The organism is Actinomadura sp. WMMA1423 (assembly GCF_006547145.1).
Classification (GTDB): domain Bacteria; phylum Actinomycetota; class Actinomycetes; order Streptosporangiales; family Streptosporangiaceae; genus Spirillospora.
Window position 1 is genome coordinate 4,453,346 of the sequence record NZ_CP041244.1, and the last position, 17,706, is coordinate 4,471,051.

Annotated in this window: 16 protein-coding genes; 8 read left to right on the top strand and 8 right to left on the bottom strand. The window is 72.1% G+C overall.

Annotated elements, in window-relative coordinates:
- Positions 1–55: 55 nt before the first annotated feature.
- The 4 genes from FKD65_RS20520 to FKD65_RS20535 form a co-directional block, all read right to left on the bottom strand.
- Positions 56–937, bottom strand: coding sequence for a diacylglycerol kinase family protein (locus FKD65_RS20520; protein ID WP_141579026.1), 882 nt, complete (start codon positions 935–937; stop codon positions 56–58).
- 155 nt (positions 938–1,092) lie between these two features.
- Positions 1,093–1,644 (bottom strand): copper chaperone PCu(A)C, encoded by a 552-nt coding sequence (locus FKD65_RS20525; RefSeq protein ID WP_141579027.1) that lies wholly within the window; start codon positions 1,642–1,644, stop codon positions 1,093–1,095.
- A gap of 142 nt (positions 1,645–1,786) precedes the next feature.
- Entirely contained in the window at positions 1,787–2,563 is a 777-nt protein-coding gene (locus tag FKD65_RS20530; protein ID WP_141579028.1) for a class I SAM-dependent methyltransferase, read from the bottom strand.
- A gap of 98 nt (positions 2,564–2,661) precedes the next feature.
- Positions 2,662–3,645 carry a sigma-70 family RNA polymerase sigma factor gene (locus FKD65_RS20535; RefSeq protein WP_141579029.1) on the bottom strand — a complete coding sequence of 328 codons (984 nt, stop codon included), beginning with the start codon at positions 3,643–3,645 and terminating at the stop codon, positions 2,662–2,664.
- Between the two features lie 132 nt (positions 3,646–3,777).
- Between FKD65_RS20535 and FKD65_RS20540 the strand changes: the two genes are divergently transcribed.
- Positions 3,778–5,199: an MFS transporter gene (locus tag FKD65_RS20540; protein WP_141579030.1), complete on the top strand. Its 1,422-nt coding sequence runs from the start codon at positions 3,778–3,780 to the stop codon at positions 5,197–5,199.
- A 123-nt stretch (positions 5,200–5,322) separates the two neighbouring features.
- Here FKD65_RS20540 and FKD65_RS20545 read toward each other — a convergent pair whose 3' ends face one another.
- The 4 genes from FKD65_RS20545 to FKD65_RS20560 form a co-directional block, all read right to left on the bottom strand.
- Positions 5,323–6,489: a sulfotransferase gene (locus FKD65_RS20545; protein ID WP_141579031.1), complete on the bottom strand. Its 1,167-nt coding sequence runs from the start codon at positions 6,487–6,489 to the stop codon at positions 5,323–5,325.
- 13 nt (positions 6,490–6,502) lie between these two features.
- Entirely contained in the window at positions 6,503–7,288 is a 786-nt protein-coding gene (locus FKD65_RS20550; protein WP_141579032.1) for an SDR family oxidoreductase, read from the bottom strand.
- On the bottom strand, positions 7,288–8,526 hold the full coding sequence (locus FKD65_RS20555) for a hypothetical protein (RefSeq protein WP_240810259.1): 1,239 nt from the start codon (positions 8,524–8,526) through the stop codon (positions 7,288–7,290). Before FKD65_RS20555 ends, FKD65_RS20550 begins: the two co-directional genes overlap by 1 nt.
- Before the next feature lie 92 nt (positions 8,527–8,618).
- Positions 8,619–9,077: a nuclear transport factor 2 family protein gene (locus FKD65_RS20560; RefSeq protein WP_141579033.1), complete on the bottom strand. Its 459-nt coding sequence runs from the start codon at positions 9,075–9,077 to the stop codon at positions 8,619–8,621.
- Between the two features lie 348 nt (positions 9,078–9,425).
- Between FKD65_RS20560 and FKD65_RS20565 the strand changes: the two genes are divergently transcribed.
- The 7 genes from FKD65_RS20565 (at position 9,426) to FKD65_RS20595 (ending at position 17,658) form a co-directional block, all read left to right on the top strand.
- Positions 9,426–11,060, top strand: coding sequence for an FAD-dependent oxidoreductase (locus FKD65_RS20565; RefSeq protein WP_141579034.1), 1,635 nt, complete (start codon positions 9,426–9,428; stop codon positions 11,058–11,060).
- Between the two features lie 140 nt (positions 11,061–11,200).
- A complete protein-coding gene (locus FKD65_RS20570) occupies positions 11,201–11,875 on the top strand; it encodes a hypothetical protein (protein WP_141579035.1) in 675 nt (224 codons plus the stop codon).
- Between the two features lie 176 nt (positions 11,876–12,051).
- Positions 12,052–12,840: a glutamate ABC transporter substrate-binding protein gene (locus FKD65_RS20575; protein WP_141579036.1), complete on the top strand. Its 789-nt coding sequence runs from the start codon at positions 12,052–12,054 to the stop codon at positions 12,838–12,840.
- 28 nt (positions 12,841–12,868) lie between these two features.
- On the top strand, positions 12,869–13,510 hold the full coding sequence (locus FKD65_RS20580) for a hypothetical protein (protein ID WP_141579037.1): 642 nt from the start codon (positions 12,869–12,871) through the stop codon (positions 13,508–13,510).
- Between the two features lie 16 nt (positions 13,511–13,526).
- Complete coding sequence (locus FKD65_RS20585; protein ID WP_141579038.1) at positions 13,527–14,564, top strand: XRE family transcriptional regulator; 1,038 nt, start codon at positions 13,527–13,529, stop codon at positions 14,562–14,564.
- A 191-nt stretch (positions 14,565–14,755) separates the two neighbouring features.
- A complete protein-coding gene (locus FKD65_RS20590) occupies positions 14,756–15,622 on the top strand; it encodes a helix-turn-helix transcriptional regulator (protein WP_240810260.1) in 867 nt (288 codons plus the stop codon).
- Positions 15,623–15,726: 104 nt separating this feature from the next.
- The gene (locus tag FKD65_RS20595; protein ID WP_205718741.1) at positions 15,727–17,658 is read left to right on the top strand and encodes an AarF/ABC1/UbiB kinase family protein; all 1,932 of its coding nucleotides are present in this window, start codon (positions 15,727–15,729) and stop codon (positions 17,656–17,658) included.
- The last annotated feature ends 48 nt before the right edge of the window (positions 17,659–17,706 follow it).

Sequence of the window (17,706 nt, forward strand, 5' to 3'; positions counted from 1 at the left end):
GTCCCAGGCGAGCTCGGGCAGGCGCGGGCTCGGCCGGGTCCGGACGGCCCGTGGCTCAGGCGGCCTTGGACGGCGCGATCAGACGCCAGGCTCCCGGGTGCAGGGTCCAGGTGCGGCTCGTGTAGGGGCCGGAGACCTCGCCGTCGCTGTTGACCCGGAACTCCTGCCCGCTGATCGTCACCTCGCAGGCCGTGGTGTGCAGGACGTCGTCCCGGTAGCGGTGGGAGCCGTCGCGCAGGCGCAGGGCGTAGGCGATCCGCGCGATGGGGCCGGTGGCGGCGGACACGACCAGCTCCAGCCTCCCGTCCCCCGGATGCGCGTCCGTCGCCAGCTGGGCCGAGCCTCCGGCGATTCCGGGGGCATTGGTGATCGCGGCCATCAGGAACCTTCCCTCGGCGACCTGCTCGCCGTCCGCCTTGATCCGCAGCCGCCACCCGGAGTGGCGCACGCCCGCCAGGACCGCGCCCACCGGGAACGCCGCGGGCCCGAGCCTGCTCTTGAACCGGGTCGCGCTCTGGGCGGCCGAGGCTCCGATGCCCACGTGCACCGCGTTGAGCGTCGCGCGGCCGTCCTCGTCGACGATCATGTCCAGCTCGCGGGGCCCGCCGTCCAGCAGCAGGCGGGCCGCCTCCTGCGGGTCGAGGGGGATCCCGAGGTTGCGGGCGAGGTCGTTCCCGGTGCCCATCGGCACGAGGCCGACCGTCCGGTCGAGCTCGCCGCGCCGGTGCAGGGTGCCGACGAGGCGGTTGATGGAACCGTCGCCGCCGGCGGCCACGACGACCGCCTTCCGGTCCTTGTCCAGTGCCTCGTCCAGGTCGCCGGACTCGACGCACGGGCAGACGGTGACCTCCCGCCCGGCGTCCCGGAGCAGCCCGGCGACCCTGTCCAGGGTCTCGGCGTCATGCGTACCGGCCTTGGCGTTGGTGAAGAGAATCATGGTCCTCAGATCGGCCGTACGGAGCCTCCGGGGGGCGTTGCTCTGTGACGGAGGCCTGGGGGGTCCCACACCGGTTCTGCCTTCCCCCTCGCGCCCTGATGATGCAGGTGGCACGTGTCGGACGTGTCACGGCGCACCGGAGCGGGCGGGCGGCGTCAGGGGGCCGGGGAGTAGCTCTGCAGATCGCCCTGGCGGGCCTGGACCGGGACGTTCAGGGAGCCGCTGCCGGAGCGCTCGAAGCGCATGTTGATCAGGACGAACTGGGCCGGCGACAGGTCGTTCTTGAGCCCCCGCAGGACGATCCTCGGCGCGGGCCCGATCTGGACGTCCTGCCCCGCCGGGAGGCGGATGGGCCCGCCGATGAGCTCGGTGGACGAGGCCTGCGGCGAGGAGACCGACGTCAGCGTGTCGGACCCGGTCGAGGGCGCCGAGCTCCCGGAGATGCCGGAACTCTCGATGGAGCTGGGCGAGCTGACCATGGTGAGGTAGACCGGCGCCGACCCGCCCTGCTTGATCGTGGCGCCTCCCTCCCCGCCCAGGACGAAGAGGTTGCGGATGACGACCCGCCCGATCTGGCCCGCGACGCCGGACGCGGGCGAGACGTCGGTCGGGACGGGGTTGTCGCTGCATCCGGCCAGGAGCGCGCCCGCCAGCAGCGCGGGCGCGAGCGGGGCGAGCACGGCGCGGCCGGCCCGAGCGAAGTCCATGGTCCCCCCGATCTGAAGATCACCTCCGACCTGCCGAAGATCCCTCGGCGCGGAGCGCGACAAACTCCAGCGCGTGCAAAGCCCCGGGAACGTCCGCGCGGCGACCCCGCGGCCGGGGCGGCGGGGGGCGGCCTCGGCCGTCTCAGCGCGTCACGCGGATCTTGGACTGGCCGTGCGGGAGTTCCTCCCAGTCGTCCATGAAACGGGCGGTGAGGCCGTGGCCTTCGGCCAGGGAGGTCAGCGTCTCGGTGCGGTAGTAGAAGTCCTCCCGCAGGACGTGGTGCTCGGTGCCCTCGGTGCGGTCGAAGGTGAAGTCGAAGAACCCGCCGGGAGCGAGGACGCGCCCCACATGCGCGAGGCATTCGTCGATGACCTCCAGGGGCGAGTGGCTGAAGACGCTGTGCGCGTGCACGACCGTGAAGTGCTCCGCGGGGAGGAACTCCAGTCTCAGGTCCCGGACGAGGGTCAGGTGCGGCAGTTTCTCGCGGAGGCCGTGGCGGACGAGGGTGTCCTGCGCGGCGAGCAGGATGTCGGGTGAGATGTCGATGCCGTAGTAGTTGCCGGGGTCGAGGTGCTCGATGAACCGCCAGCCCGCGCGCAGGTTGCCGCAGCCGATCTCCAGGATGCGGTCGTCCGGCTTGAGTCCGTGCCCGATCAGGTAGTCGAACTGCATCCGGCCGAGGGCGAGCCAGCGCTCGTGGGTGGGGCTGCCGACGGCGGCCTCCGGGTTCCTCGCCGTGTCCGACCTCATGACGGCCCGGTAGTAGGCCACATGGTCACGGCTGGCGAACCGGAACTTCAGATCGCGCGCCATCCTGGACATGTATGTGCCGATCTTGTCCGGGTTCCGGGCGGCGTACCGCAGCCGGTAGACGAGGCTCGCGCGGTTCCGGCTGGTCGGCGGCAGCGTCCTGGTCATAGGGCTCGTCCCCCCAGAGAGCACCTCGGCAAGTGCTCGGGCCATACCCGGGCGCCGCACCCCGTAACGACGGGACGCGGCGGCCGGGGCGAACATGGTCAGCTGATGACCCGGGGTAGGTCGAAATACTCGAAAAGGGACGGTTCCATAAAGCTGAAAACATGCGCGATCCCCGCACGGCTGACGGAGAGCACCATGACGGAATGCGCGTTCAGGGCACCGTTCCCGCCGCGCAGGTAAGCCGCGAAGGCGGGCTGGCCGTTCGCGCCGACCGGCACGAGCAGGCCCCGGCCGCAGCCGCTGGGCAGCCGGTCGGCGAGCAGCCGGCCGATCGCCTCCCGGCCGGTGAACCAGTGCGGGACGGGCGGCATCTCCCAGGCCGCCTGCTCGGTGAGCAGCCGGGTGAGCGCGGGGATGTCCACGTTCTCGAAGGCCCTGGCGAACCGGTCGAGCAGCTCGCGCCGCTCGGGTTCGTCCGGTTCGGCGATCTCGTCTCCGGCGGGGACGAGGCGCTCCAGGCGCGAACGGGCGCGCAGCAGCGTGCTGTTGACCCCGGCGCCGGTCATGCCCAGCATCCCCGCGACGTCGGCGGCGGGCCAGGCCAGCACGTCCCGCAGGATCAGCACCGCCCGCTGCCTGGCGGGCAGGTACTGCAACGCGGCGATCAGGGCCAGTCGCAGTCCGGCCCGTGCCGCGACGACCGCCGCCGGGTCCTCCGGCACGCCGCCGACGAGCCTGTCCGGCAGGGGCTCCAGCCAGGGCGTCTCCGGGGCGCGCGACCCGAGCTCCGGTACGTCCTCGGACGGCGAGCCGAGCCCGGACGGCATGACCCGCCTGCTGCTGTGCTCCAGGGCGTTCAGGCAGGCGTTGGTCGCGATCCTGTACAGCCACGTGCGCAGCGACGCCCGGCCGTCGAAGGACGCGTACGACCGCCAGGCGCGCAGGTAGACCTCCTGGACGAGGTCCTCGGCGTCGTGGACGGAGCCGAGCATGCGGTAGCAGTAGGCCAGCAGCTCCCTCCGGAACGGGTCCGTCAGCCGCCCGAACTCCTCGGGCCCGGCATTGCTCTCATCGGTCTTCATAGGACGCACCTCCCCATGTACTGACCGGACGCCATAGCCGCATTCGTCGGCTTCGGACCGCTGAATTCCGCCCGCCCGGCCGGTTTGTACAGGCGATGGAACCCATCCATCGACGACCGGGAGGGAACGCGCATGGCGCAGAGGACAAGCGGCGGGCTGCTCGGCCTGACCGCGACGGCTTCGCTGATGGTGGCGCTGGACGCGCTCGTGGTGGTGACCGCGCTGGCCAGGATCCGGCTGGACCTGTCCGCCACGATGGAACAGCTCGAATGGACGGTGAACGCCTACGGCCTGAGTTTCGCGGTCCTGCTGATGACCGGCGCCGCGCTCGGCGACCGCTTCGGACGCAGGCGGATGTTCGTGGCCGGGCTCGGCCTGTTCACGGCGGCCTCGGCGGCCTGCGCGGCGGCCCCGGGCATCGGCTGGCTGATCGCCGCGCGCGCCGTACAGGGATGCGGGTCCGCGCTGGTGATGCCGCTCGCGATGGCGCTGCTGAGCCACGGTTTCCCGCCCGAGCGGCGCGCCCGGGCGCTCGGCGCCTTCTCCGGGGTCACCGGTCTCGCGGTCGTGGCCGGGCCGGTGGTCGGCGGGATCGTCACCGAGGGACTGGCCTGGCAGTGGATCTTCTGGCTCAACGTGCCGATCGGGCTGGTGATCATCCCGCTGGTGCTCCGGTACGTCCCGGAGAGCCGCGGCGGCGGGGCCTCCTTCGACCTCGGCGGCGTGCTGCTGGTGACCGGCGGTGCGCTCGGGCTGGTCTGGGGCCTGATCCGCGCCAACGGATCCGGCTGGGACGCCTTCGAGGTGGACGGCGCGATGGCGGCCGGGGCCCTGCTGCTGGCGGGCTTCGTCGCGTGGGAGCTGCGCGTCCGGGAGCCGATGGTGCCGATGCGGCTGCTGCGCTCGCGCGGCTTCTCCGCGGGCAACGCCGCCGGGCTCCTCATGTACGCGGCCCTGTACGGTTCGCTGTTCTTCATGGCGCAGTTCCTCCAGACGGCCCTCGGGGCCGGGCCGATGACCGCCGGGCTCCAGCTCATGGCGTGGACCGGGACCGTGACCGTGGTGGCGCCCGTCGCGGGGGCGCTGGTGAACCGGGTCGGGGCCCGTCCCCTCACCGCCGCCGGGCTGGCCCTGCAGGGGATCGGGATGGGATGGATCGGGCTCACGGCCGGGCCGTCGACGGCCTATGCGGAGCTGGTCGCGCCCATGGTCATCGCGGGGGTGGGGATCAGCATGGCGATGCCGGCCGCGCAGACCGCGGTCATCAACTCCGTCGCGGCGCGGGAGATCGGCAAGGCGTCGGGCGTCTTCAACACCCTGCGGCAGCTCGCCGCGGTGCTCGGTGTGGCGGTCGCCGCCGCGGTGTTCACCGCCGAGGGCGGCTACGGGACCGCGCGGACCTTCTCCGACGGCTTCGGACCCGCCATCGCCGTGAGCGGGGCCCTGTCGCTGGCCGGCGCGCTCGCCGCCCTGTTCCTGCCCGGACCTGACCGGACGGCCCGTCCCTCGCCGGCGCCGAGCGTCCCACGGCGCGCACCCGAGCCGACCCGCTGACGGGGGCCGCGGGCCGCGCCGCCCGTCGCCGCGTCGACCTGCGGCATGTCGCCCCTCGGCGCGAGTTCAAGGGCGGCACGCCGCAGGTCGGCGCGACGAGCGGCGCGGGCGTCGCGGGGTCGCTCAGGCGGGTCGGCGAAGGCCCGCGGTGTAGTCGGCGAAGCGCTCGTCGACCTGCTCCGGGGTGAGGCCGAAGTCCTCGAGCGAGTACCGGTGGGCGGGCTTCGCGGCGCCGGTGGAGCTCTCCTCGTGGAGCTTCGTCATGGCGGCGCGGGCCTCGCCCGTGAACGGCAGCCCGAACCGCCCGTAGACGGACTCGACCGTCCCGATGGGGTCGCGGACGAAGTCGTCGTAGTGGACGTCGACGAACTGCGCGGGGTCGTGCCGCGCCCGTTCGGCACGGAACAGGTCGAGGCCCCTGCCCCACAGTTCGAGCTGGTCTCGGCCGAGCGTGGGGCCGGTGAACACCTCCGACCACCCGGCGGTGGCGTGCGCGGCGAGGCTGCACATGGACGCCATCGCGGTCCGCGGCGTGCGGTGCGTCTGCACGACCAGCGCGTCGGGGTAGACCTCCAGCAGCGCGTCCAGCGCGAAGAGGTGGCTCGGGTTCTTCAGCACCCACCGGCGGCCGGGGTCGTTCAGGCCGATGAGCTGGAGGTTGCGCCGGTGCCTGCGGTAGGCGTCCGTCCAGTCCTGGTCGGCGAGCCAGGACGAGTAGGCCGGCACGTGCGCCAGGCTCTCGAAGGAGATCGACAGCATGCTCTGGCGGAGCAGCTGCCAGCATTCCTCGACGGAGTCGGCGGAGATGTAGTGGACGCCCATGAACTCGGGGTTCTCGACGTGGTGCCGCCGGTATCCGGCGTCGATCGCCTGGAAGACCGGGTCGTCCGCCCAGGTCTCGCGCGGCGGGCGGGGCCGCGGCACCTCGGCCAGCCACAGGTCGAGGCCCTGGTGCGCGGGGTCGGCGGTGAGCAGCCGGTGCAGGGCCGTGGTCCCGGTGCGGGGCAGGCCCGTCACGAAGATCGGCCGCTCGACGGCGAGGCCCGCGTGCTCGGGGTGGCGCCGCCAGGCCGTCTCGGAGAACTGCCGGGCGACCAGGGCGCCGCGCAGCATCGCGCGCTGCGCCTTGTTGCCGGCCGGGGTGAGCCCGGCGTCGGCGACCAGCGAACCGAGGAGCACCTTCAGCCCGTCGAGGTACTCGTCGCCGCCGAAGTCGTCCGATCCGGTGATCTTGCTGGCCGAGGCGTGGAGATCCTCGACGGTCCCCACGCTGTCGCGACCGTTCGTCATCGGGTAGCCCTTCCTAGTGGTGCCACTCGCCGGAGTTGACGTCCAGGCACTGCCCGGTGACGGCGCGGGCCAGCGGCGACAGCATGAACACGGCGGCGTCGGCGACCTCGTCGGGCTCGGGCAGCCTGCGCAGGTCCGTCGTCGCGGCGTTCTCGTCGTAGACCTGCTGCGCCGTCACCCCGCGCTTCTCCGCGAGGTGGTGGAAGTACCACTTGAGGTTGGGCGCCCAGATGTAGCCGGGCGCGATCGTGTTCACGCGGATGCCGCGCGGCCCGAGCTCGGTGGACAGGTTCTGCGCCATCGCCAGCAGCGCGGCCTTGGCCATCTTGTAGGCGCCGAACGTCCGCCGCGAGTGCCGCAGCACCGCCGAGTTGATCATGACGACCGAGCCGCGGGACTCCTCGAGCGCCGGGACGAACAGCCTGGTCAGGCGGAGCGCGGCGAGGACGTTGGTCTCGAAGCCCGCGCGCACCGCGTCGAGGTCGACCTTCGTCAGATCGGTCAGCGGCGGCGTGGCGAAGGCGTTGTTGACCAGGCCGTCCACCCGTCCGAACGTCTCCAGCGCGGCCCCGGCCAGCCCCTCGCAGGCCGCCGCGTCCCGGATGTCGGTCGGGACGGTCGCGGTGCGCCGCCCGAGCTTCTCGACCTCCGTGGCGACCTCGTCGAGCCGCTCCTCGTTGCGCGCGGCGAGGACCAGGTCGGCCCCGGCCTTGGCGCACTGGAGCGCGAGCCCCCGCCCGAGCCCCGGGCCCACGCCGGAGATGACGACGACCTTGCTGTCCAGCAGTCCGGCGCCCATCAGCCGAGCATCCTCTTCGCGACGGCCGTCTGGCGGGCCGCGATCCGCTCGGCCCACTCCCGCTCGCCGACGCGCTGGCTCTCGTAGAAGGGCAGGACGCGGGGGAGGTCGCCGAACGGCACGACCTCCACGGTCGGCCCGTCCTGCGGGGTGAGGTCGCGGGTGAGCCGCTGCCAGCGGAACTGAAGGTAGCCGCGGCGGTGCCCCGTCCGCTCGATCCAGTTGGCGAGCCCGGGATCGCGCTCGCTGACGACGTACCGGATCCTGCCGTCCTCGTCGACGCGGGCCTGGTCAGCGGTGAGGCTCGTCTGGTGGTTGATGTAGTCGAGCGAGATGTACCACATGCTGCCGAGCTGGAAGCCCTGGTAGGGGGCCACGCTCCGGTCGGCGGCCGGGGCGGTGATGACCATGACCTCGTCGTCGTCGAGGTCGTAGTGGCCGACCGAGGAGAACTGCGTCGCGAGGCCGCCGGGGGTGGGCCGCGGCTCGGTCAGCGTGTTGACCGGCAGCTGCAGGTAGTGCCATTCGGGGAAGGCCAGGAAGGTGCGGATCCTGGACACCAGCATCTTGCCCGCTATCTCGTACCGCCTGGCCATACGGTCGGACGGCACCGGCTGCGGGGACGTCCCGAGCGTGTCGGCGCGGTGGATGCGGATCTCCCCTCGCCTCTCGTTCTCCCAGTCGCTGAAGACCTCGCGCACGATGAGCATCGCCGAGCCGGGGGCGAGGGCCACGTAGCCGGGCCCCGCGTCCTGCTTCGGCGGGCCGAAGCGCAGCCGGAACGTCCCGTCCTCGGCGATGTCCAGTTCGCGGTCGTCGAACGCGGTGAGGCTGTCGGGCGACTTCGCGGGCGAGTAGTCGCCGTTCATGACCTGGAAGCTGAGGTCGGCGGTCGTGCCCCGGCGGCCGGTCACCACGTACTCGGCGTCGTCCCGTATGTAGGCGTGGAAGTAGAGCGTGTCGGGGTTGTCGAGCCCGAGCTTGGTGTACGGCCCGGTGGACGAGGCGAAGAACGGGTGGTCGCGCTGGTAGGCGCCCACCATGTGCAGCGACGCCTTGATGCTGCCGGCCAGGTAGTCGAGGCCCTCGGCCAGGTCCTGGTCGGTCTTGACGTGCGGCGCGGTGCGGATGATCCGCTCCGCCTCGACGACCGCGTCGGCGAACGAGCGCGTCGCGGCGTCCTCGCGGTCGGTGCCGTCCTGTCGGGCGGCGCTGCCTTCGGCTGGGTCGGTGGCCACCGGGCTCTCCTCGGATCGCGGGCGCGAGGCCGTGCTCTGGCGGGACGGAGACTAGAACGCGTTCTATGCGGGAGGCAAAGCTCGGGTCCCGCTCAATGGGAGGTGGTGAACTTCAGGCTCGGCGCGTCGTCCAGCGACACCATGTACTCGTAGGTGCGCGTGTGCCCGGTCTTCTCGACCTTCCAGCCGTCGCCGTCCCGCCGGTAGACGTCGTGGTAGTACGCGGCCCCCCGGATGAGCAGCCGGTCCCGCGGGAGGATGATCGTGTCGTCGAGCGACCAGACGCCGGTGGCGCGGTCCCCGTCCAGGTCGATCTCCGGGCAGCCCGCCGTGTGCGCACTGATCTTGTCCGGGCCGAGGTTGGACCGCATGTACTCCACGATCGCGTCCCGCCCCTCCAGCCTGAGCGTCCTGTCGAGCACGGGCGTGTCGTACTCCGCCACCGCGTCCTCGGTGAACACCTCGGCGAACTCGTCCCACAGCTTCAGGTCGACGCACCGCAGGTACCGGTACTTCAGCCGCCGAACCTCTTCCAGCGCAACCAGATCCATGCGCCCCAGCCTCCTAGCTCCACCGGCAAAATACAAGAACACGTTCTACTCTTCGGCGGGGTCGCCGTCGCCGCGCCGGAGGGGTGCGCCCGGGACCACCGGCGCCCGTCAAGATCGAGCAAAAGGTCCGTATCAGATGATCGGCGTTCTCCGGACGAACACCAACGGGCCGGGCAAGATCCACCAAGTCCCCCGTCCCGGCGTTTTCGGTGCCCGGCAGGGGAAGCGGGCATCGGACCGCGAGGACGGCCGCGCGATTTCCTCGGGACCGCGCCCGGCCGCTTCGAGGCCGCGCGGCCCGCTGACCCCCCGGCGGGCCTCGGGGCGGCGATTACGCTGGTAGAGGTGATGGCACCGGTCATTCTCGTGGTGGACCACGACGCGGGTTCGCGGGGCGTACTGCTCGCCGACCTGAGGCGGCGGCTGGACGACGCGTTCACGGTGAAGGGCGCGGGCTCGGCCGAAGAGGCGGGCGCCGCGCTGAAGGAGATGGCGGAGTCCGAGGAACCCGTCGCGCTGCTGATGGTGGACGACGCCTGCGCCGACGTCCTCGCACGGGCCCACGAGCTCTGTCCCAACGCCAAGCGCGTGCTGATGGTGGACCGCGACTACTCCTCGACCAGCCCGGCCGTCCAGGCGATCGCGCTCGGCCGCACCGACTACCACCTCGTACGGCCCTGGACGAACGACGAGTCGATGCACCGCGCGGTGAGCGAGTTCCTCTCCTCGTGGACGGAGGAGCAGGAGCCGAAGTTCGAGCTCTTCCGCGTCGTCGCCGAGCTGGACGACCCCCGCATGCAGCGGCTGCGCGACGTGATGGCGCGCTTCAACCTGCCGTTCGTGGTCCACCCGCCGGACGGTGAGACCGGGCGGAGCCTGCTGCGGGAGGCCGGCCTCGACGCATCGAGGCTGCCCGTGGTGATCCGCTACGACGGCAGGGCGTACGTGGACCCGCAGGTGCCCGATCTCGCGTGCGCGATCGGGGTCAACGTCACCAACGACCTGGAGGTCTGCGACACGGTCATCGTCGGCGCCGGTTCGGCGGGCCTGACGGCGGCCGTCTACGCCGCGTCCGAGGGCCTCGACACCGTGCTGCTGGAGCAGGCGTTCTCGGGCGGGCAGGCCGGCACCAGCCCCATGATCCGGAACTACCCGGGGTTCCCGCACGGCATCTCCGGCGCCTACCTGATGGAGCGGTCCTGCGAGCAGGCATGGCTGATGGGCGCCCACATCGCGTTCGCGCAGCAGGTGGTCGGCCTCGAAGCCCGCGGCGACCGGCGGGTGGTCCGCATGGCGGACGGCTCGCAGGTCAGCGCGCGCACGGTGCTGATCGCCACGGGCGTCGACTGGCGGCGGCTCGGCGTGCCCGGCCTGGAGGACCTCGTCGGCGCCGGCGTGTTCTACGGCATGGCCGTGGGCGAGAGCCGCGCGATGCGGGGCCAGGACGTCTTCATCGTGGGCGCCGGGAACTCGGCGGGCCAGGGGGCGCTGCACCTGGCCAAGCACGCCCGCACGGTCACCCTGGTCGTGCGGGGCGACAGCCTGGCGAAGTCGGCGTCGAGCTATCTGGTGCGCGCCATCGAGTCGACGCCGAACATCGTCGTCCGCCACCGGACCGAGGTGGTCGGCTGCGGGGGCTCCGAGCGCCTGGAGTGCCTGACGCTCGCCGACCGGGCGGCGGGCACCACCGAGCGGGTCCCGGCCGCCGCGCTCTTCATCATGATCGGGGGCGAACCGCACACGCGGTGGCTGCCGGACGGCATCGCCGGCGACGAGCAGGGCTACCTGCTGACGGGCCGCGAGATATACGAGCGGGCGCCGGCGCGCTGGCCGCTCGACCGCGACCCCATGCCGCAGGAGACGAGCATGCCCGGCGTCTTCGCCGCGGGAGACGTGCGGAAGGGCTCGATCAAGCGGGTCGCCTCGGCGGTGGGCGAGGGCGCCACGGCCGTCCGCTCGGTCCACGAATACCTGGCGCTCTGAACGGCGCCCCGGCCCCCGCTCCGAACGGGTAGGCGTAGCTCTACCGCGATGCGGGAGGCACGCCCACGGACGGGGCGCCCTCGAACCGAGAAAGTGTTCACGCAGACGCTGATTCGCTCCCGTTCGAGAAAGGTAGTCCCGTGGACACAGTTCTCGCCCGCCGCTTCACCGGATGGTCGGGCCTGGCCGCCGCCGTCCTCCTCATCGTCGAGGTTCCGCTGTACTTCGTCTACTCGGGGCCGCCGCCGGACTCCAATGTCCTCAGCCGGCTCCTGCTGGGAATCCTGGCCCTCGGATTCATGCTCGTTTTCGTGGCGGGCTTCCGCGAGTTCGTCAAAAGCGTCGACGCGCGGTACGAATGGGCCGGGAACTTCGCCTTCGCGGCCGGGCTCGCGTACGCCCTCGTCACCCTGGTCTCCAGCGGGCTCGAGGCCGGCGCCGTCATCGCGGCGGACCGTCCGATCGACCCGACCATCGACGTCAGCGGGACGTACATCCTGTACGGGTCCATCGGGCGCATGCTGCTGGGGCTCTTCCTGACCGCCCTCGGATACGCGATCAGGAAGACCGGCGCGCTGCCGCGCTGGACCGGTACGTCCGCCTACGTGCTGGCGGCCGTCAGCTTCGCCTTCATCCCCTCGCTCTTCTTCGGGAACGACCCGGCGTTCTTCTACGCCGCCAACGGCTGGGGCACGACCGCCTCCATGGGCGCGGTCCTCAGCTACTGGCTGCTCATGATGGGCATCGTCACGCTCAAGGGCAGGAAAGGCGCCACCGGCCGCCTTGCGCAAGGAACGCACCCGGCCGGCAGCTGACTTCCCGGGAAGTGGGCCCGATGGCCGCCGAAGGCATTTCGCCTCGGCGGCCGTCAGGCCATTCAACGCCTTGGCCCGCGGGCGGCGGCAGAGAGGCGCCGACAGATTCATCCGCTGGCATGAAAAGGCCGCCTCGTGTTCATCTGACGGCCGTTTCCCTCCGCTAGTCATGGATCGTGCGCGCCATTCTCGTCCTTCTGGCCCTCGCGCTCGCGCTCGTCGGATGCGCGACCGCCAAGGCCTCGATCCACCGCCAGGACGTCATCGTGGTCGGGGTCAAGGCCGACCAGCCCGGGCTCGGGCTGAGGAAAGACGGGGTCTTCCAAGGCTTCGAGGTCGATGTGGGCCGCTACATCGCCCGCGGCCTCGGGGCGTCCCAGGTGACGTTCCGCGAGGTCAGGTCCGACGACCGGGAGCGGCTCCTGAACCAGCACGCCGTCGACCTGGTGCTCGCCTCCTACTCGATCACACCGGACCGGTCCAGGCTCGTCGGCTTCGGCGGGCCCTACTACGTCGCCCATCAGGACGTCATGGTGCGGCGGAGCGAGACCCGCGTCCGGAGCGTGCGCGACCTGGCCGGGCGGAGGATGTGCCAGGCCAGCGGGTCGGTCTCGACCGAGCGGGTGGTGGTCGGCCTGAGCATCCCCGCGCGGCTCGTCCCGGGATCGTCCTACAGCGACTGCGTGGCGAAGCTGAGGTCCGGGGCCGTGGACGCCATCTCCACAGGCGACCTGGTACTCGCAGGTTTCGCGGCCCCGGACCTGAGGATCGTCAACGCGCCCTTCACCGACGAGCGCTACGGGGTCGGGATGCGCAAGGGCGACACGGACGGATGCGAGGCGGTGAACCGGGCCATCACGACGATGTACCAGGACGGAACGGCCGGCCGCCTGCTCGACAAGTGGTTCGGGAAGAGCGGGCTCACACTCGTCCGCGAGGTCCCCGAGTTCGAGGGCTGCTCGTAATGTCGGCGGCTCTGGTTATGGTCGAAGCGTGGCTGAGGACAGGGACGCTTGGGACGAGCTCCTGGCAGCGGGCTTCCTGCACGCCCTGCGGGAGGCCCACCGCGAGGCGACGCTCGCCGTCTTCGGCGGGCTGAGCCGGGCGGCGGGGTTCACGGAGCGGACGTACGGGGTCGGCGCCTTCGACGTGCTGGCCTCGCAGATCGACCGGGTCTTCGAGGGCGGGCCGCGAGTCGTCCGCGACGATCTGAACGGCTCGCCCGGCTGGCGGTTCGGGGCGTACCGCGTCCTGCTCAAGCGGCACGAGTTCGGGAACGTCAGGGGCATCCGGTGGGACCGCGACAGCCCCACCAAGCAGGCCGTGGCGCGGCAGACCTTCATCGAGGACCCGCAACTCGCGCTCCCGCTCGGCCTCGATGCGCGCGACACGCCCGGCGTCGTCACGCTGGTCCTCGCGCACAGCGCCACCGAGGCGCCGCTGGAGATGGAGCTCTTCCTGGGCCGCCCCAGGTGGAACGCCGACGGCGGCACCGCCTGGCACTGGGTCAAACCCCTGGACGACACCATCGGGCCCGATCCACGTCGTAAGCTCGTCGAGCGGACGATGCCGCTGTGGGACGACCGCGAGGACGACGTCCCCATGCGGCTCCGCGGGGAGACGAAGACGGCCTAGCAGAAGGTGGCGCGGGGTGCTGTTCGACTGCGAGCGGCTGACGCTCGCCCGGCGGCTCAGAGGCCTGCGCAAGAACCAGCTCGCGCAGGCCGTCGGGACGACGCCGAAGGCGATCGGGCAGTACGAGGCGGGCGTGCAGCGGCCCGAGGAGCCGACCGTGCGGCGGCTGGCGATCGCGCTGGGCGTGCCCGTCGAGTTCTTCCAGAGCGGCCGCAGCCCGGTCTCCATGGACGGCGCCCATTTCCGGTCGCTCCGGTCGACGACGCAGATCGAGCGCGACCAGGCGCTCGCCTACGGGCGGATCGCCGCCGACGTCGTCGCCGTCCTCGAAAGGCTCGTCGACCTGCCCGAGGTCGACCTCCCCGAGTACCCGGTCTCCCCCGAGGAGATCGCCGGCCCCGGGCCGGCCGAGGCGGCCAGGCTGACCCGGAAGGCGCTGGTCGAGCGGGCCGGGCCGGTGCCGCACGTCGTCCGGCTGCTGGAGTCCCACGGCGTCCTCGTCCTGGTGCTGCCGCGGGCGGCCGAGCGGGTCGACGCGTTCAGCGTCGGCGTCCACCCGAGGCCGATGGTGTTCTTCAATCCCGCCAAGGGCGACTACTGGCGCAACCGCTTCGACGCGGCCCACGAGCTGGGGCACCTGGTGATGCACGCCGACGCCGAACCCGGGGAGAAGATCGTCGAGGACCAGGCGCACCGGTTCGCGGCGGAGTTCCTCATGCCGGAGGCCGACATCGCCGGCGAGCTGCCCTCGGGACCCGACTGGGACCGGCTGGCCGCGCTGAAGGCGTCCTGGGGCGTCAGCATGGCGGCGCTGCTCTACCGGGCCCGCACCCTCGGGATCATGACGGAGGCCGTCTACCGCAACGCGATGAGCACGCTGAGCTCGCGCGGCTGGCGGCGGCAGGAGCCGGGCCCGCCGCGGCCGTTGGAGCAGCCGACGATGCTCACCCGCGCGCTGGAGGTCGTGGAGGCGGCGGGCGCCGACCGGGACCGGGTCGCCGGCGAGGCTCGGGTGACGCGCGCCGATCTGGACCTGCTCGTCCCGCGGCGCTGACCGGCCCTATGACCGGCCCTATGACCGGCCACGGAACGCTCCCGCCCGCGCGTCCACCACAATTGCGGGATTTGTAAAGCGCCTGCGTCAGATACGTATCTCTGTCGCAGGGTTCCCTGCGGGTCGGCCATTGCCTGTGAGACCCTCCGAGGGTATTTGCCGGACCACCGTATGGAACGCTGGAGACCTGGGTGATCGACAATCGGGTGGCGAGTCCGACCGCGTTGCGCATGCAGCTCGGGGCGCGGTTACGGCGGATGCGCGAGGAGAACGGCCTCACCCGGGCGGAGGCGGGCGAGGTGATCCGCGGGTCGGCGTCCAAGATGAGCAGGCTGGAGCTCGGCCGGCACGGCTTCAAGATCAGAGACGTGCTCGACCTGCTCACCGCCTACGGCGTCGAGGACGAGGACGAGCGGGACGGCTTCGTCCAGCTCGTCCGGGAGGCCAAGAGGCCGGGCTGGTGGCAGGGCTACGGCGATATCGTGCCGAGCTGGTTCGAGCAGTATCTGGGCCTGGAGCAGTCGGCGGCGACGATTCGCGCTTACGAGGTGCAATACATCCCCGGCCTTCTGCAAACGCGCGACTACGCGCGGGCCGTCATCGGCCTCGAACACCACGACGCGGGCTACGACGGCCTCGAACGGCGCCTCGAACTCCGGATGCGGCGGCAGGGGATCCTGCACCGGCCGACCGGCCCGACCACGCTGTGGGCGGTGATCGACGAGGCCGCGCTGCGCAGGCCGATCGGAGGGCCGTCGACCATGCGCGACCAGATCGAGCACCTGATCGAGGTGTCGGAGAACATGGCCAACGTGAAGGTCCAGGTCCTCCCGTTCTCCGCGGGCGGGCACCTGGCGCTGGGCGGGCCCATCTCGATCGTTCGGTTCGCCGAGCACGACCTCGACGACGTCGTCTACCTGGAGCACCTCACCGGCGCCCGCTACCCCGAGGGGCCCGAGGCGGTCCGCTACCAGGAGATCATGGATCTGCTGGGCATCCGCGCGGCCCGTCCCGCCCGCACCACGACCTTCCTCAGGGACCTGCTCGCCGAGCTCTGATCCCCCGCCGGGACGAGGGGCTCCCCCGCCGGTGGGAATCGCGCCGGTCCCCGCGCCCCATAGCGTCCCCGTGACGTAGAAGACGATCACGGCGGGCGGCGGCAATGAACGGTTCGGCGACGGTCCTCGCCTTCCTCATCGGGACGGCGATCAGCACCTGGGTCATGGCGTACGGGGCGAGAAGCCTGCTCGACGCCCGGTTCCCCCTGTTCCGGACGCTCGTGGCGGGCGCGACCGGGCAGGCGGTCGCGAGCCCGATCATCGGCGCGCTGCTCGGCGACCTGCGCGGTGACCGGCACCCGGTGCCGCTGCTGTGGCTCGTCTGCCTCGGCTTCGCGTGCGCGCTCCTCGTCTCGATGACGATCCTGGTGCTGTGGGAGGCGTTCGTCCCGACCGGGACCGTGCCGTCCCCGCTGCACTGGCTCGGCGGCGCGCGTTCGCGGATCGCGCGCACCCGGCGCTACCGCCGGATCTCCTTCATCTTCCTGCGCCACGGCCTCGGCCCCTACCTGCGGGGACGCGCCCGCCCGAGCACCTCGGCGGCCCGCTCGTTCACCCGCGCCCTCGAAGAGGGCGGCGTCGTGTTCGTCAAGCTCGGCCAGGTGCTGTCGACGCGCCGGGACGTGCTCCCGCCGGAGTTCGTCGAGGAGCTGGGCCGGCTGCAGGACGCCGCCTCCCCCGTCCCGTGGCCGGAGATCGAGCGCGTGGTCCGCGAGGAGCTCGGCGACCCGGCGGACGTCTTCGCCTCCTTCGACCGGACCCCGCTCGCCGCCGCGTCCATCGCGCAGGTGCACCGGGCCACGCTCCGCTCCGGCGAGGAGGTGGTCGTCAAGATCCAGCGGCCCGGCGTCCGCGCGGTGGTCGAGCGCGACCTCGACATCACCCTCCGCCTCGCCCGGACGCTCCACGAGCGCGCCGGGTGGGCCAGGGCGTTCGGCGTCGTCGACCTCGCGGCCGGGTTCGCGACCGCGCTGCGCGAGGAGCTCGACTTCCGCGTCGAGGCGCGCAACATGGCATCGGTGGCGGCGACCGCCCGCGGCGACGTCGTCATCCCCCGCCCCCACGACGGCCTCTGCACGAGCCGCGTCCTCGTGATGCAGCGCCTGGACGGCGTCGCGCTCGGCAAGGCCGGCCCCCGCATCGACTCCGGCGGCCTGGACCGGACCGAACTCGCGCGCACCCTCCTCGACACGGTGCTGCGCCAGATCGTCATGGACGGCGTCTTCCACGCGGACCCGCACCCCGGCAACATCATGCTGCTCGACGACGGCCGCCTCGGCCTGATCGACTTCGGGTCCGTCGGGCGGCTCGACACCGAGCTGCGCGGCTGCCTGCAGCGGATGCTCCTCGCCATGAACCGCGGCGACGCGGTGGCGGTGACGGACGCGTTCCTGGAGGTCGTGGCCCGCCCGGACGAGCTGGACGAGCAGGTCCTCGCCCGCGCGCTCGGCGCCTTCATGGCCCGCCATCTCGGCCCCGGGACGACACCCGACATGGCCATGTTCACCGACCTGTTCCGCCTGGTCGCGCGGTTCGACCTCGCCGTCCCCCCGGAGATCGCGGCCGTGTTCCGCGCGCTGGCGACGCTGGAAGGCGGGCTGGCCGGCCTCGCGCCCGGCTTCGGGATCGTCGCCGAGGCGCACGCGTTCGGCGAGACCTACCTGCGCGAAAGCCTCCGGCCGGGCTCCCTGCGCGAGGCCGCGAACGACGAGCTGCTCAGCCTGCTGCCGATGCTGCGCCGCCTCCCCCGCCGCCTGGACCGCATCACCGCCGCCGCGGAGGCGGGCCGCCTGAGCGTGAACGTCCGCCTGTTCGCCGACGAGTCGGACCGCCGCACGGTCACGGGCCTGCTCCAGCAGGTTCTGCTCACCATCCTCGCGGCCACGGCCGGGGTGATGGCGGTGATGCTGCTGGGCCTGAAGGACGGCCCCGCGATGACCCGGGACGTCACCCTCTTCCAGTTCTTCGGCTACTGCGGCCTGGTGATCTGCTCGGTCCTCTCCCTACGCGTCCTAACAGTGATCTTCCGCCGCTGACCGGTCGACGTTCCGGCCGGTCGACGTCCCGGAACGGCCTCTGCGAGG

Excerpts from the sequence above, each read along its gene's own strand:
- FKD65_RS20520 (WP_141579026.1), bottom strand. The coding sequence starts at position 937 with ATGATTCTCTTCACCAACGCCAAGGCCGGTACGCATGACGCCGAGACC.
- FKD65_RS20525 (WP_141579027.1), bottom strand. The coding sequence starts at position 1,644 with ATGGACTTCGCTCGGGCCGGCCGCGCCGTGCTCGCCCCGCTCGCGCCC.
- FKD65_RS20530 (WP_141579028.1), bottom strand. The coding sequence starts at position 2,563 with ATGACCAGGACGCTGCCGCCGACCAGCCGGAACCGCGCGAGCCTCGTC.
- FKD65_RS20535 (WP_141579029.1), bottom strand. The coding sequence starts at position 3,645 with ATGAAGACCGATGAGAGCAATGCCGGGCCCGAGGAGTTCGGGCGGCTG.
- FKD65_RS20540 (WP_141579030.1), top strand. The coding sequence starts at position 3,778 with ATGGCGCAGAGGACAAGCGGCGGGCTGCTCGGCCTGACCGCGACGGCT.
- FKD65_RS20545 (WP_141579031.1), bottom strand. The coding sequence starts at position 6,489 with ATGACGAACGGTCGCGACAGCGTGGGGACCGTCGAGGATCTCCACGCC.
- FKD65_RS20550 (WP_141579032.1), bottom strand. The coding sequence starts at position 7,288 with ATGGGCGCCGGACTGCTGGACAGCAAGGTCGTCGTCATCTCCGGCGTG.
- FKD65_RS20560 (WP_141579033.1), bottom strand. The coding sequence starts at position 9,077 with ATGGATCTGGTTGCGCTGGAAGAGGTTCGGCGGCTGAAGTACCGGTAC.
- FKD65_RS20565 (WP_141579034.1), top strand. The coding sequence starts at position 9,426 with ATGGCACCGGTCATTCTCGTGGTGGACCACGACGCGGGTTCGCGGGGC.
- FKD65_RS20595 (WP_205718741.1), top strand. The coding sequence starts at position 15,727 with ATGAACGGTTCGGCGACGGTCCTCGCCTTCCTCATCGGGACGGCGATC.